The 14,266-nt window shown below is 72.5% G+C and carries 15 protein-coding genes; 10 read left to right on the top strand and 5 right to left on the bottom strand.

Annotated elements, in window-relative coordinates; genetic code table 11:
• Positions 1 to 41 precede the first annotated feature (41 nt).
• Complete coding sequence (locus ABZZ04_RS16100) at positions 42 to 671, bottom strand: MBL fold metallo-hydrolase (RefSeq protein ID WP_356932823.1); 630 nt, start codon at positions 669 to 671, stop codon at positions 42 to 44.
• Complete coding sequence (locus ABZZ04_RS16095; protein ID WP_356932822.1) at positions 671 to 1,756, bottom strand: S-(hydroxymethyl)mycothiol dehydrogenase; 1,086 nt, start codon at positions 1,754 to 1,756, stop codon at positions 671 to 673. The genes ABZZ04_RS16100 and ABZZ04_RS16095 overlap by 1 nt, the downstream gene beginning before the upstream one ends.
• Before the next feature lie 282 nt (positions 1,757 to 2,038).
• Between ABZZ04_RS16095 and phsA the strand changes: the two genes are divergently transcribed.
• On the top strand, positions 2,039 to 3,934 hold the full coding sequence (phsA, locus tag ABZZ04_RS16090; RefSeq protein WP_356932852.1) for an O-aminophenol oxidase PhsA: 1,896 nt from the start codon (positions 2,039 to 2,041) through the stop codon (positions 3,932 to 3,934).
• Positions 3,935 to 4,041: 107 nt separating this feature from the next.
• On the opposite strand, the gene ABZZ04_RS16085 is transcribed toward phsA, so the two are convergent.
• Positions 4,042 to 4,743, bottom strand: a complete 702-nt coding sequence (locus ABZZ04_RS16085; RefSeq protein ID WP_356932821.1) for an FCD domain-containing protein — start codon at positions 4,741 to 4,743, stop codon at positions 4,042 to 4,044.
• Between the two features lie 145 nt (positions 4,744 to 4,888).
• Between ABZZ04_RS16085 and ABZZ04_RS16080 the strand changes: the two genes are divergently transcribed.
• From ABZZ04_RS16080 to ABZZ04_RS16070, 3 genes are all read left to right on the top strand, one after another.
• Complete coding sequence (locus ABZZ04_RS16080; protein WP_356932820.1) at positions 4,889 to 5,398, top strand: gluconokinase; 510 nt, start codon at positions 4,889 to 4,891, stop codon at positions 5,396 to 5,398.
• 11 nt (positions 5,399 to 5,409) lie between these two features.
• Positions 5,410 to 6,807, top strand: coding sequence for a gluconate:H+ symporter (locus tag ABZZ04_RS16075; protein ID WP_356932819.1), 1,398 nt, complete (start codon positions 5,410 to 5,412; stop codon positions 6,805 to 6,807).
• Between the two features lie 284 nt (positions 6,808 to 7,091).
• Positions 7,092 to 7,541 (top strand): ASCH domain-containing protein, encoded by a 450-nt coding sequence (locus ABZZ04_RS16070; RefSeq protein ID WP_356932818.1) that lies wholly within the window; start codon positions 7,092 to 7,094, stop codon positions 7,539 to 7,541.
• Between the two features lie 80 nt (positions 7,542 to 7,621).
• On the opposite strand, the gene ABZZ04_RS16065 is transcribed toward ABZZ04_RS16070, so the two are convergent.
• Positions 7,622 to 9,277 carry an FAD-binding dehydrogenase gene (locus ABZZ04_RS16065; protein WP_356932816.1) on the bottom strand — a complete coding sequence of 552 codons (1,656 nt, stop codon included), beginning with the start codon at positions 9,275 to 9,277 and terminating at the stop codon, positions 7,622 to 7,624.
• A gap of 202 nt (positions 9,278 to 9,479) precedes the next feature.
• On the opposite strand from ABZZ04_RS16065, the gene ABZZ04_RS16060 reads away from it, so the two are divergent.
• From ABZZ04_RS16060 to ABZZ04_RS16035, 6 genes are all read left to right on the top strand, one after another.
• Entirely contained in the window at positions 9,480 to 10,373 is an 894-nt protein-coding gene (locus ABZZ04_RS16060) for a DMT family transporter (protein WP_356932815.1), read from the top strand.
• A gap of 67 nt (positions 10,374 to 10,440) precedes the next feature.
• Positions 10,441 to 11,070: a helix-turn-helix domain-containing protein gene (locus ABZZ04_RS16055; RefSeq protein WP_356932814.1), complete on the top strand. Its 630-nt coding sequence runs from the start codon at positions 10,441 to 10,443 to the stop codon at positions 11,068 to 11,070.
• A 57-nt stretch (positions 11,071 to 11,127) separates the two neighbouring features.
• The gene (locus ABZZ04_RS16050; protein ID WP_356932813.1) at positions 11,128 to 11,901 is read left to right on the top strand and encodes a glucose 1-dehydrogenase; all 774 of its coding nucleotides are present in this window, start codon (positions 11,128 to 11,130) and stop codon (positions 11,899 to 11,901) included.
• A gap of 34 nt (positions 11,902 to 11,935) precedes the next feature.
• The gene (locus tag ABZZ04_RS16045; RefSeq protein WP_356932812.1) at positions 11,936 to 12,454 is read left to right on the top strand and encodes an NUDIX domain-containing protein; all 519 of its coding nucleotides are present in this window, start codon (positions 11,936 to 11,938) and stop codon (positions 12,452 to 12,454) included.
• A 46-nt stretch (positions 12,455 to 12,500) separates the two neighbouring features.
• Positions 12,501 to 12,896, top strand: a complete 396-nt coding sequence (locus tag ABZZ04_RS16040; RefSeq protein WP_356932811.1) for a DUF202 domain-containing protein — start codon at positions 12,501 to 12,503, stop codon at positions 12,894 to 12,896.
• Positions 12,893 to 13,204, top strand: a complete 312-nt coding sequence (locus tag ABZZ04_RS16035; protein ID WP_356932810.1) for a DUF202 domain-containing protein — start codon at positions 12,893 to 12,895, stop codon at positions 13,202 to 13,204. The genes ABZZ04_RS16040 and ABZZ04_RS16035 overlap by 4 nt, the downstream gene beginning before the upstream one ends.
• Before the next feature lie 57 nt (positions 13,205 to 13,261).
• Here ABZZ04_RS16035 and ABZZ04_RS16030 read toward each other — a convergent pair whose 3' ends face one another.
• Positions 13,262 to 14,233, bottom strand: coding sequence for an NADP-dependent oxidoreductase (locus ABZZ04_RS16030; protein ID WP_356932809.1), 972 nt, complete (start codon positions 14,231 to 14,233; stop codon positions 13,262 to 13,264).
• Between the last annotated feature and the right edge of the window lie 33 nt (positions 14,234 to 14,266).

The following is a 14,266-nucleotide window of genomic DNA, read 5'->3' as shown; positions in this document are numbered from 1 at the left end:
CCGCGGGGTGGCCGCCGGTCCGGCGGCCACCCCGCGGGGCCTCAGTGACCGCGGGCGATCCACTCGTCGAGGTGCGGGGCCTCCGCGCCGATGCTCGTGGAGTCGCCGTGCCCGGTGCGGACGGCGGTCTCCGGCGGCAGGGTGAGCAGCCGGTCCCGGATCGACCCGACGATGGTCGGGAAGTGGGAGAAGGACCGGCCGGTGGCGCCGGGGCCGCCCTGGAACAGGGTGTCGCCGGTGAAGACGGTGCCCAGGCCGGGGGCATACAGGCAGACGGCACCGGGGGCATGTCCCGGGGTGTGCAGCACCCGGAGGGTGGTTCCGGCGACCTCCAGTTCCTGACCGTCGGCCAGCTCGCCGTCCGGGGCGCGGTCCGGGTGGGTCTGCTTCCACAGCGGCAGGTCGTCGGGGTGCAGCAGGACCGGTGCGCCGGTGGCGGCGGCGAGGGCGGGGGCGGCGTCGATGTGGTCGTTGTGCGCGTGCGTGCAGACGATGGCACGCAGCGTACGGCCGTTCAGCGCGGCCTCGATGGCGTCGGCGTCGTGGGCAGCGTCGATGACGATCGCCTCGGTGTCGTCGCCGACGATCCAGACGTTGTTGTCGACGTCCCACTCCCCGCCGTCGAGGGCGAAGGTGCCGGAGGTGACGAGGTGGTCGATGCGGGCGGCCATCAGAGGATCACCACCGAGCGCAGCACGTCGCCGTCGTGCATCCGGGCGAACGCCTGCTCGACGTCGCCGAGCCCGATGGTCTCGGTGACGAACGCGGCGAGGTCGATCCGGCCCTGCTGGTGCAGGTCGACGAGCATCGGGAAGTCGCGCGAGGGCAGGCAGTCCCCGTACCAGGACGACTTGAGCGAGCCGCCGCGGCCGAAGACGTCGAGCAGCGGGAGCTCCAGCTGCATCTCCGGGGTGGGGACGCCGACCAGGACGACGGTGCCCGCGAGGTCGCGGGCGTAGAAGGCCTGCTTGTACGTCTCCGGGCGGCCGACCGCCTCGATGACCACGTCCGCGCCGTTGCCGTCGGTCAGGGCGCGGATCGCCTCGACCGGGTCGGTGGAGCGGGAGTTGACGGTGTGCGTGGCACCCATCGTCCTCGCCGTCTCCAGCTTGCGGTCGTCGATGTCGACGGCGATGATCTTCGCCGCGCCGGCCAGCCGGGCGCCCGCGATCGCCGCGTCGCCGACGCCGCCGCAGCCGATCACGGCGACCGAGTCGCCGCGGCCGACCTGGCCGGTGTTGATGGCGGCGCCGATGCCCGCCATCACGCCGCAGCCGAGCAGCCCGGCGACGGCCGGGGAGACCTCCGGGTCGACCTTGGTGCACTGCCCGGCGGCGACCAGGGTCTTCTCGGCGAACGCACCGATGCCGAGCGCCGGCGACAGCTCCGTGCCGTCGAGCAGCGTCATCCTCTGCTTCGCGTTGTGGGTGTCGAAGCAGTACCAGGGGCGGCCGCGCAGACACGCCCGGCACTGGCCGCACACGGCACGCCAGTTGAGGACGACGAAGTCGCCGGGCGCGACGTCCGTGACGCCCTCGCCGACGGACTCCACGACGCCGGACGCCTCGTGGCCGAGCAGGAACGGGAAGTCGTCGTTGATCCCGCCCTGCTTGTAGTGCAGATCGGTGTGGCAGACGCCGCACGCCTGGATCTTCACCACGGCCTCACCGGGGCCCGGGTCCGGGATCACGATCGTCTCGACCCGTACCGGCTCGTTCTTCCCCGGTGCGATGACCCCTTGCACCTGCTGCGACATACCGCGGTCTCCCTGTTTCCGTCATTTCGCGAAGATCCAACGCGACCAACCGTACGCCCCGCGAGGGTGTCACGGCGGCGCGCCGCATTGGCGGGAAACAACTGCCGTACACCCGGCGGGATGCACTTCTTTCGGTCAGATGCCGCATATCCGTGAACTCCGGCGCTTTCCGAGTCGTCCTTTGATGTGCAGGGGCCGTCGGACCGATACCTGCGGGGGCAGGGGTCTCGCGGTCCATCAGCAGTGGATTGAAGGATCATGGGGGGAAGAACCTTGATCGAGATCACTGAAACCATGGATGGGGCGGACCGGCGGACCGAGGATCCGGTTCCGGTTCCCGGGGCGGCCGCGCCCGTGGCACCGGTCGGCGGACTCGTGCCGTACGTCGACCCGTTGCCCGTACCGCCGGTGCTGCGCCCGCAGAGCGGTGACGTGCTCCGCGAGACCGAGATCGCGCTGTCGCCCACCTGGGTGCGACTGCACGCGCAGCTGCCGCCGACCCTGATGTGGGGCTACAACGGCACGGTGCCGGGACCGACCATCGAGGTGCGGCGCGGGCAGCGGGTGCGGATCGCCTGGACCAACCGCATTCCCAAGGGCAGCGAGTACCCGGTCACGGCGGTGGCGGTCGGCCCGGTCAAGCCGGGCGAACCCGCGCCGCACAACCGTCCCGGGCGCGACGGCGTCGAGCCGGACCCGGACGTGGCCGCGCTGCCCGCCTGGACGGTGACGCATCTGCACGGGGCGCAGACCGGGGGCGGCAACGACGGCTGGGCGGACAACGCGGTCGGCTTCGGCGACGCGCAGCTGTCGGAGTACCCGAACGACCACCAGGCCGCCCAGTGGTGGTACCACGACCACGCCATGAACATCACCCGGTGGAACGTGTACGCCGGGCTCGTCGGCACCTATCTGGTCCGGGACGACGAGGAGGACGCGCTCGGCCTGCCGTCCGGCGACCGGGAGCTGCCGCTGATCCTCACCGACCGCAACCTGGACACCGACGCGGACGGCCGGCTCAACGGGCGGCTGCTGCACAAGACGACGGTGATCACCGAGGCCGATCCGGAGACCGGCAAGCCGGTGTCGCTGCCGTTCTTCGGCCCGTACACGACGGTCAACGGGCGCATCTGGCCGCATCTGGACGTGGACGACGCCTGGTACCGCTTCCGGCTGGTCAACGCGTCCAACGCGCGGACCTACGACCTGGTGCTGGTCGACGAGGGGAACAACCCGGTGCCGGGCGCGATCCGGCAGATCGGCAGCGACGGCGGGCTGTTGCCGCGCCCGGTGCCGGTCGACTTCGACGAGGTGCTGCCGGGGCTGACGATCGCCCCGGCCGAGCGGATGGACCTGCTGATCGACTTCTCGGCGCTGGCCGGGCGCCGGGTCCGGCTGGTCAACCGCGGCGGGCTCGGCCCGGGGGTGCCGGACCCGGCGGCGAACGTACCGTTCCCGCAGGTGATGGAGTTCCGGGTGCGGGAGACGGGGCGGCGGGACGGTTTCGAGCTGCCCGAGGTGCTGTCGGGTTCCTTCCGGCGGTACGAGCACGGCCGGGTGGAGCACGGGCACCGGCTCGTGGTGCTGACGGTGCCCGGCACGGTCGGCGGCGGCGGTCACCCGGAGATCTGGGAGATGGCGGAGGTCGAGGACGCCGACGGGGTCCAGGTGCCCTCGGACGGCGTCATCCAGGTCCGGGGCGAGGACGGCACGGTGCGCACGTACCGCAGGATCTCGCGGACCTTCAACGACGGGCTCGGCTTCACGGTCGGCGAGGGCTCGTTCGAGCAGTGGTCGTTCCTCAACCTGGGCGGTCCGACGCATCCGATGCACATCCACCTGGCGGACTTCCAGGTGATGGGCCGGGAGGCGTACGAGATCGACGGCTTCGACCCGGCCGTCGGCGGGACCCGCTCCCCCGTGGCGTTCGACCACGGCACCACGGTCCCGGTGGCGCCGAACGAGCAGGGCTGGAAGGACGTCTTCCGGGTGCCGGCGGGGCAGTTGGTGAAGGTGATCGGGAAGTTCGACGGGGCGTACGGGCGGTTCATGTACCACTGCCATCTGCTGGAGCACGAGGACATGGGCATGATGCGGCCGTTCGTCGTGATGCCGCCCGAGGCGGTGAAGTTCGACCACGGCGCCGGGCACGGCGGCCATCAGGGGCACGGCGGCTGACCGGCCCCGGCCCGGCTCGTCGGCGGCCCCCGCGGGATCGTTCCGCGGGGGCCGCCGCACGTCCGGGGCTCCCGACGCGGGCCCCGACGGGCGGTCGGGGGCAGGGGTCAGGGCGCGAGGACGTCCAGTTCGTGCAGGGCGCCCACCGCGATCTCCTTCGTCAGCCGCTCGGCCCCGGCGGCATCGCCCTCGCGCACCGCTTCGGCGACCCGGACGTGGAGGGTGACGGCCGTCGGGTCGGGGTCCTCGAACATCACCTGGTGGTGGGTGCGGCCCGCCAGGACCTCGGCGACGACGTCGCCGAGCCGCGCGAACATCTCGTTGCCGGAGGCGTTGAGCACGATCCGGTGGAACGCGATGTCGTGCTCCAGATAGCCCTCCAGCTGCTGGCCGCGCGAGGTGGCGACCATGCCGAGCGCGCACTCGGTGAGGGCCGCGCACTGCTCCGGGGTGGCGTTGCGGGCGGCGAGACCGGCCGCGACCGGTTCGACGGCCGAGCGCAGCACGGTCAGGGAGCGCAGCTGGCGCGGGCGGTCGCTGCCGGCCAGCCGCCAGCGGATGACCTGCGGGTCGTACACGTTCCACGTCTCGGTGGGCCGCACGGTCACGCCGACCCGGCGCCGGGACTCGACCAGGTGCATGGACTCCAGCACCCGGACCACCTCGCGCACGACGGTGCGCGAGACGTCGAAGCGCCGGGCGAGCTCGTCGGTGCGCAGCACCTGTCCCGGCTCGTGCACCCCCGCGGCGATCTCCAGACCCAGGGTGTCCAGCACGTGTGTATGCAGCCCGGGGCCCTGTGTGGTCATGGGCACCAGCCTAAGGGGCGCCCCTCGGGAACAAAAAGTACGACGTTTATGTCACAGCATCTTGAATAAGTCGTACGTTTGGGTTTCAGTAGCGCGACGGACCGATGTCGAGGAAGACATCGACGAAGACTGCGAGGCACCACCAATGAGCACCCCCCACGTCATCGTGGTGATGGGCGTGGCAGGGACCGGCAAGACCACGATCGGCCCCCTGCTCGCCGCCGAACTGGGCGTTCCGTACGCCGAGGGCGACGACTTCCATCCCGCGGCGAACATCGCCAAGATGTCGGCCGGCGTCCCGCTGGACGACGAGGACCGGTGGCCCTGGCTCGACGCGATCGGCCGGTGGGCGCACGGCCGGGCGGGGCTCGGCGGAGTGGTGAGCAGCTCGGCGCTCAAGCGGGTCTACCGGGACCGGCTGCGTGACGGGGCCCCGGACGCGGTCTTCCTCCATCTGACCGGCGACCGGCCCCTGATCGAGAAGCGCATGGCCGGGCGCAAGGGCCACTTCATGCCCACCGCGCTGCTCGACTCGCAGTTCGCCACCCTGCAGCCGCTGCGGGAGGACGAGACCGGGGTCTCGGTCGACGTGTCCGGCACCCCCGAAGAAATCACCCAGCGGGCCGTCGCCGCGTTGCGCCGGCTCGACGACTAAGGACCACCACCGTGACCAGTCTCAGCGTCGAGATGCTGGCAGCGGACGCCGCCGAACCGATCACCTCGGCAGGCAACGCTCAGCTGGGCATCGCAGTCCTGGCGGGCATCGCCGTCATCGTCCTGCTCATCACCAAGTTCAAGGTGCACGCGTTCCTCGCGCTGACCATCGGCTCGCTGGCGCTCGGTTCGTTCGCCGGGGCCGCCCCGGCGAAGACGATCGCCAGTTTCACCGCCGGTCTCGGCTCGACCGTCGCGGGCGTCGGCGTGCTGATCGCGCTCGGCGCGATCCTGGGCAAGCTGCTGGCCGACTCCGGCGGCGCGGACCAGATCGTCGACACCATCCTCGCCCGGGCGGGCGGGCGGACCATGCCGTGGGCGATGGTGCTGATCGCCTCGATCATCGGCCTGCCGCTGTTCTTCGAGGTCGGGATCGTGCTGCTGATCCCGGTGGTGCTGCTCGTCGCGAAGCGCGGCAACTACTCCCTGATGCGGATCGGCATCCCGGCGCTGGCCGGTCTCTCCGTGATGCACGGGCTGATCCCGCCGCACCCCGGCCCGCTGGTGGCGATCGACGCCCTGGACGCCAACCTCGGCGTCACGCTGGCGCTGGGCGTGCTGGTCGCGATACCGACCGTGATCATCGCGGGGCCGGTCTTCTCCCGCTACGCGGCGCGCTGGGTGGACATCGAGGCGCCGGAGAAGATGATTCCGCAACGTCCCTCGGAGGACCTGGACCGCCGTCCCGGCTTCGGCGCCACCCTGGCGACGATTCTGCTGCCCGTCGTGCTGATGCTGGTCAAGGCCCTGGTCGACATCGTCGTGGACGACCCTGAGCAGGGTGTCCAGCGGGTCACCGATGTGATCGGCTCGCCGCTGATCGCGCTGCTCGCGGCCGTCGTGGTCGGCATGTTCACGCTGGGCCGGGCGGCCGGTTTCTCCAAGGACCGGCTCTCCGTCACCGTCGAGAAGTCCCTGGCCCCGATCGCGGGCGTGCTGCTGATCGTGGGCGCGGGCGGCGGTTTCAAGCAGACCCTCATCGACGCCGGCGTGGGCCGGATGATCCTGGACTTCTCCGAGGACTGGTCGATCCCCGCGCTGCTGCTGGGCTGGCTGATCGCCGTCGCGATCCGGCTCGCGACCGGTTCGGCGACCGTGGCCACCATCTCGGCGGCCGGTCTGGTCGCCCCGCTGGCCGCCGACATGTCCACGACCCACGCCGCCCTGCTGGTCCTCGCCGTCGGCGCCGGCTCCCTCTTCTTCAGCCACGTCAACGACGCCGGTTTCTGGCTGGTGAAGGAGTACTTCGGCATGAGCGTCGGCCAGACGGTGAAGACCTGGTCGGTCATGGAGACCATCATCTCCGTGGTCTCGCTCGTCTTCGTCCTGCTGCTGTCGCTGATCCTCTAGGGTCCTTCGTCCGGGTCCGGCCCGATCCGGACGAGCGGCCCTGGCGACGGCGGCCTCCCGCACGGTCCTCCTCCCACCGGGGTTTCGCCCGGGGACCGTCCCCGACGGCGTCCGTCGGTCCGGTGCACACGCCTCGGCGTGCACCGGGTCCGGCGGGCGCCGTCGTCGTACCGGGCCGAGGTCCTCGCCCCCGCGCCAACTGCGGCCCTCGCGCACCGGGTTGGCGTCCGGGGCCGGTGCCCGCCCCGCCGCCGGGCCCGGCGGCGCGTGCCAGACTTGGCGCCATGTCGAACCGTGAACCCCTCAAGCCCTTCCTGCTCGCCTTCCCGGGACCGCTGCGCGATCAGCTGGTCGGGGCGGTCCTCACCGGTGCGAAGGTCTCGACGACCGGGCTGCTCGCGGAGTACGAGGTGGAGCGGGAGGAGCTGCCGCCGGTGGGCGAGCGGTCCGCGCTGATCGACTCGGACGGCCGGGAGATCGCGGTGCTGGAGGTGTCGGAGGTACGGGTGCTGCGTCTGGGGGACGTCGACCTCCAGCACGCGGTCGACGAGGGCGAGGGCTACACCTCGGTGGCCGAGTGGCGTGCGGGGCACGAGAAGTTCTGGCACAGCGACGAGATGCGGGAGGCGCTCGGCGACCCGGAGTTCACCGTCGACGACGACACCATGGTCGTCGCCGAACGGTTCCGCGTCGTCGAGCTGCTGGACCCCGTCGCGGGGGCGAAGGAGCTGTAGGCGGCGGGGCCGCCGCGTCCGGGGCGGGCCGGACGGACGGCCCCGCGGTCCGCCGCGAGCCGCCTCGGACGACGGCCTGCTCAGACGACGGCCTGCGCCGCCGCCCGGCCCGCCGCCCGGCCGGAGAAGATGCAGCCGCCGAGGAAGGTCCCCTCCAGCGAGCGGTAACCGTGCACCCCGCCGCCGCCGAAACCGGCCGCCTCCCCCGCCGCGTACACCCCCGGCAGGGGCGTGCCGTCCGCGGTCAGGACCCGGGAGGACAGGTCCGTCTCCAGCCCGCCGAGCGACTTGCGGGTCAGGATGTTCAGCCGTACGGCGATCAGCGGGCCGGCGTCGGGGTCCAGGATGCGGTGCGGCGGCGCCGTGCGGATCAGCTTGTCGCCGAGGTAGGCGCGGGCCCCGCGCATCGCGGTGATCTGGAGGTCCTTGGTGAACGGGTTGGTGATCTCCCGGTCCCGGGCGGTGATCTCGCGGCGCAGTTCGGCCTCGTCGATCAGCGGCTCGTCGGTGAGCGCGTTCATGCCCCGGACCAGGGCGGCGAGGTCCTTCTCGACCACGAAGTCCACGCCGTTGTCCATGAACGCCTGCACCGGCGCCGGTACGTCCGCGCGGGCCCGGCCGATCACGCCCCGGATCGACTTCCCGGTCAGGTCGGGGTTCTGCTCGGAGCCGGAGAGCGCGAACTCCTTGCCGATGATCTTCCGGTCGAGGACGAACCAGGTGTGGTCGTGGCCCGACTTCATGATGTGTTCGAGGGTGCCGAGGGTGTCGAAACCCGGGAAGAGCGGGACCGGCAGCCGCTTGCCCCGGGCGTCGAGCCAGAGCGAGGAGGGCCCGGGCAGGATCCGGATGCCGTGCCTGGCCCAGATCGGGTTCCAGTTCTCGATGCCCTCGGTGTAGTGCCACATGCGGTCGCGGTTGATGTGGTGGGCGCCCGCCTTCTCGGCGACGGCGAGCATGAGGCCGTCGACGTGGGCGGGGACGCCGGAGAGCATCTTCGCGGGCGGGGTGCCGAGCCGGGCGGGCCACTGCTCGCGCACCAGGTCGTGATTGCCGCCGATGCCGCCGGAGGTGACGATCACCGCCTGGGCCCTCAGCTCGAACGTGCCGGTCGCCCGGCGGCTGCTCGCGGTGCCGCGGGCCGCCGCGCTCTGCTCCAGCACCTCGCCGGTCACCGTGTCGACGGTGCCCGCGGTGCGGCCGAGCCCCGTGACCCGGTGCCGGAACCGGAACCGCACGAGGCCCTTGGCGGCGCCCGCGCGCACCCGGCGCTCGAAGGGGGCGACGATGCCGGGGCCGGTGCCCCAGGTGATGTGGAAGCGGGGCACGGAGTTGCCGTGGCCGTTGGCGTCGTAGCCGCCGCGCTCGGCCCAGCCGACGACGGGGAAGATCCGCAGCCCCTGGGCGTGCAGCCAGGAGCGCTTCTCGCCGGCCGCGAAGTCGACGTACGCCTCGGCCCACTTCCGCGGCCAGTGGTCCTCCTCGCGGTCGAAGCCGGCCGTGCCGAGCCAGTCCTGGAGGGCCAGCTCGTGGCTGTCCTTGATCCGCATCCGGCGCTGCTCGGGCGAGTCGACGAGGAAGAGCCCGCCGAAGGACCAGTGCGCCTGGCCGCCGATCGACTGCTCGGGCTCCTGGTCGAGCAGGATCACCGAACGGCCCGCGTCGACCAGTTCGGCGGTGGCCACCAGACCGGCGAGTCCTGCCCCGATCACGATCACGTCAGCGTCGTACGCCATGGGTGGTCCCATCCTGTCGGGGCGATCCGGTCGCGGCCGCGGTCCGGTTCCGGAGCCGGAAGTTACTGGTGCGTCAGATCTTCGGCACCCGGCCGCCGCGGCGTCAACCGCCCGGTCGGCGGCGCTCCGGCCGCGTCCTGGGGGCGTAGCCGTTATCGTCGGTACAAATCCACCCATTTCTGGCCTGACTCTAGGTGGAAGCGTGTCGGTGCCGGTCCTCCTCCTCGCCATGGGTGCCGCCTGCTGCCTGGGATTCGGTTTCGTCCTGCAGCAGGCCGCCGCCTCGCACGCCCCGAGGAGCGACTACCTCTCCCCCCGGCTGCTGCTGGACCTGATGCGGGTGCCGAGCTGGCTGGCCGGGATCGGGCTGATGGTCTGCGGCATGGTGCTGGGCGCCCTGGCCCTGGGCAAGGGCGAGGTGTCCGTCGTCGAGCCGCTCCTCGCGACCAATCTGCTCTTCGCGATGGCCCTGTCCCGGCACCGCACCGGCCAGCGGCTCGGCCGTCAGGGCTGGGCCGGGCTCTGGCTGCTGGCCGGCGGGGTCGCGGTCTTCCTGCTGGCGGGCCGGCCGCAGGGCGGCGAGGCGGTGTCCAGCGCACTGCGGCACTGGTCGGTGATCGGCGTGGTCGTGGGCACCGCCCTGCTGCTCACCACCATCGCCCGACGCTCCGTGTCGGGGGCCGCCCCGGCCCTGCTCGCGGTGGCGGCCGGTCTGCTGTACGGACTCCAGGACGCCCTCACCCGGGTCAGCGGGCAACTGCTGTCCGGCGGCGGCTGGGAGGCGCTGGTGACGGGGTGGCAGCCGTACGCCGTGCTGGCGCTGGGCATCACCGGACTGCTCCTGGTGCAGAGCGCGTTCGAGACGGGCCCGCTGCGGGTCTCGCTGCCCCCGCTGACCGCCTCCCAGCCGCTGGCCGGGATCGCCTGCGGGGTCGGTTTCCTCGGTGACCAACTGCGCACCGATGCCGGTGCGCTGGTCTGGCAGGCGGTCGGGCTCGTCGCGATCGTCGTCGGGATCGTGCTGCTCGGGCTGCACCCGGCGATGCCGGAGGGGCCCGTGGGCGGGCGCCGCGAGAAGAGCCTCCAGCCGCACTGAGCGGGCCCGCCCGGCCCCCGGGACGGGCGCACTGGTTTTTAATAATGGCCAGCATTAGAATGCCCGTATGGCGCGAACGTCCGGTCAGGAGACCAGGGAGAAGCTGATCCGCGCGGCCGAGGAGGTCTTCGCCGCACAGGGGCCCGACGGCGCCCAGCTGCGGGACATCGTCCGGCTGGCGGGCCAGAGCAACCCCTCCGCGGTCCAGTACCACTTCGGTTCCCGGGCCGGGCTGCTCGACGCCGTGATGACGGGCCGCCAGGCCCGTACCGAACGGGTGCTGGCCCCCCTGCTCGACGCCCTGGACGAGGACTGCGGCGTACCGGAACTGCTCACCGCGCTGGTGACGGCCGAGGCGAGCCTGCTCGCCGACGACCGGGGTCTGCGCTGTCTGCGGATCTCGTCCCGGCTCACCCATGAGACCGGGCTGCGGACCGGCAGCCCGCACCCCGTCCTGGGCGACACCGGCTACGGGCGGCTGATCGCCCGCCTCGGGGACCGCCTGGGCGGGCTGCCCGAACCCGTGCGCCTGGAGCGCCTGGACCTGGCGCTCGCCCTGATCGGCGCGGCACTGGCCGACCGTGCCCGCCGGCGTCTCGACGGCGTCGAGCCGCTGACCGACGACGCGTTCTTCCTCGCCGATCTCGTCGGCACCACCACCGCGTTCCTGCACGCCCCCGTGCCGGACGGCACGTGAGCACCGGCGGGACCGCAGCACGCACCACCCGCACCTGCACCACATGAAGGAAGCGACATGAGCGACAAGAACAGCCTCACCGACAAGACCGTCATCATCACCGGCGGCGCCCGGGGCCTGGGCGCCGAGGCCGCCCGTCTCGCGGTGGCGGGCGGCGCCGACGTGGTGATCACCGACGTGCTCGACGAGGAGGGCGCCGCCACCGCCGCCGAGCTGGGCGGCAAGGCGCGCTTCGTCCACCACGACGTGACCTCCGAGGAGGACTGGCAGCGCGTCGCCGAGTTCGCCGTCGCCGAGTTCGGGCGCATCGACGGGCTGGTCAACAACGCCGGGGTGTCCACCGGCCAGCCGCTGGAGACCGAGACCGTCGAGCACTTCCGCAAGGTGATCGACATCAACCTGACGGCCGTCTTCATCGGCATGAAGACCGTGATCCCGGTGATGAAGGAGAACGGCGGCGGCTCGATCGTCAACATCTCCTCGGCCGCCGGCCTGATGGGCCTCGCCCTGACGTCCAGCTACGGCGCGTCGAAGTGGGGCGTGCGCGGCCTGACGAAGGTCGGCGCGGTGGAGCTCGGCACGGAGAGGATCCGGGTGAACTCCGTGCACCCGGGCATGGTCTACACGCCGATGACCGCGTCCGTCGGCATCCAGCAGGGCGACGGCAACTACCCGAACACCCCGATGGGCCGGGTCGGCGAGGCCCCGGAGATCGCGGAGGCGGTCGTCTTCCTGCTCTCGGACGCCGCCTCGTACGTCACCGGCGCCGAGCTGGCGGTGGACGGCGGCTGGACCACGGGGCCGACCGTGAAGTACGTCATGGGCCAGTGATCGTCCGGCGGTGTCCTGATGTTGGATGGGAAGCATGAACCCTTCTGACGAGGTACTGGACATCGTCGACGAGAACGACGTGGTCGTGGGGCGGGCCCCGCGTGGTGAGGCCACCGCGCGGGGCCTTCGCCATCGCTGCGTCTTCATCGAGGTGCGGGACGCCGACGGCCGTCTCTTCGTCCACCGCAGGACCCCGACCAAGCTGGTCTTCCCGTCCCGCTACGACATGTTCGTCGGCGGGGTGGTCGGCGCCGGGGAGTCCTACGAGGAGGCGGCGCTGCGGGAGGCCGAGGAGGAGCTGGGGGTGTCCGGGCTCCCCCGGCCGGAGCCGCTCTTCAAGTTCCTCTACGAGGGCGAGCACTCCTGGTGGTCCGCCGTCTACCGGGTGCGGTGCGAACTGCCGGTGGACCCGCAGGTGGAGGAGGTCGCCTGGCACTCCTTCCTCACCGAGGCGGAGCTCGCGGAGCGGATCGACGACTGGGAGTGGGTGCCGGACGGGCTGGAGGCGTACCACCGGCTGCGGGCGCTGCGGGCGGCCGGGCAGGCCCCGTGAGCCCGGTCGGCACCCTTCCGCGGAAATCGGCGGATAAGGTCCGGATGTGAACGAATTCGTGCGGGGCCTGCGGCTGTGGTTCGCGCCGCAGCGCATCCGCGAGGAGGGCGAGACACCGGACTACCGGTTCTCGCTCGCCAACGAGCGCACCTTCCTCGCCTGGATCCGGACGGCTCTGGCGCTGATCGGCGGCGGCTTCGCGGTCGACCAGTTCCTGCCGGAGCTGGCCTGGGGCGTCCGGGCCGGTCTGGCGCTCGCGCTGCTGGCGTCCGGGGTGCTGTGCGCGCTGCGCGCGGTCAACCACTGGGTGCGGTGCGAGCGGGCGATGCGGCGCGGGGAGGACCTTCCGGTCTCCCGGTTCCCGACGCTGCTCGGCCTCGCCGTCGCGGTCGTCGCCGTGGCGATGGTGGTGGTGGTCCTCTTCGGCTGGGAGGGCCGGTGACCACCGAGGAACGCGACCCCGGGCTGCAGCCCGAGCGGACGCGGCTGGCGTGGCGGCGCACGACGCTGTCGTGCACGGTGGTGGCGCTGCTGGCGGTCAGGCAGGCGTTGCACGGCGGGGTGAGCGCGACCGGGGCCGTCGCGGTGGCGCTGAGCGCGCTGGTCTGGCTGGGGTTCCTGCGGGTGGCGCATCTGCGGGTGCTCGGGATGGGGACCGCGCGGCCCCGGCCCCTGTCCACGCGCGACGCGCTGGCCGCGGCGGCGTGCACGATCGCGCTCGCGGTGTTCGCCGTCGCCCTGCTGTTCTGAGACCGCCCGGCCCGGCGCCGGCGCCGGGAGCCGGGCCGGCGGTGGCAGCGGCGCCGGTCAGTCGGCCGGTACGTCCGAGACCTCCGGGACCTCCGGGACCTCCCAGGGCACGGTGACGACGATCTTTCCCCGGGTGCGCCCCTGCTCGTTCAGCCGGTGGGCCTCCGCCGCCTCCTCCAGCGGGAACACCCGGTCCACGTGGACCGTGACGACGCCCTGTTCGGCCAGTTCGGCCAGGTGGGCGAGGTCCTCCGCGTCCGGGCGCACATAGGCGTAGCGGCCGCCGTACGAGAAGACCTCGGCGTCCGCGATGGACGCCAGCCTCCCGCCGGGCCTCAGCACCTCGGCGGAGATCCGGAGCGCCTCGCCGCCGACCGTGTCGAACGCGGCGTCGACGCCGTCCGGGGCCAGTTCCCGCAGCCGGCCGGCGAGGCCGTCCCCGTAGGCCACCGGTTCCCCGCCGAGCCGCCGGACGTGGTCGTGGTTGTGCTCGCTCGCGGTGCCGATGACGCGGGCGCCCGCGTGCCGGGCGAGCTGGACGGCGAACGAGCCGACGCCGCCCGCAGCCGCGTGGACGAGGACCGTGTCGCCGGCTCGGACCTTCAGGGCGCGGTGCAGCACCTGGTGGGCGGTGAGACCGGCCAGCGGCAGGCCCGCCGCCTCCTCGAAGCCCAGGTTCCGGGGCTTGCGGGCGAGGGCCCGCACGGGGGCGGCGACGTACTCGGCGAGCGTGCCGCGGCAGAGGAAGTCCTCCCGCACGTAACCGATGACCTCGTCGCCGACCGCGAACTCCTCGACGCCGATGCCGGGCTGGACCACGACGCCGGACACGTCCCAGCCGGGGATCACCGGGAACACGGCGTCCAGGACGGGGTCGAGGTGTCCCTCACGGGCCTTCCAGTCGACCGGGTTGACCGCCGCGGCCCGCACCTTGACCAGGACCGTGTCCGGGCCGACCTTGGGGTCGGGCCGCTCCCCGTACTCCAGGACGTCGGCCCCGCCGTACCTGCTGTAGCTGATCGCCTTCATGTACCGACCGTCGGTGCGGGCCGGGGCGCCCGC

The organism is Streptomyces sp. NPDC006435, assembly GCF_040612315.1.
In the GTDB taxonomy this organism is placed as follows: Bacteria; Actinomycetota; Actinomycetes; order Streptomycetales; family Streptomycetaceae; genus Streptomyces.
This window is presented reverse-complemented; position numbering and strand designations above follow the sequence as displayed.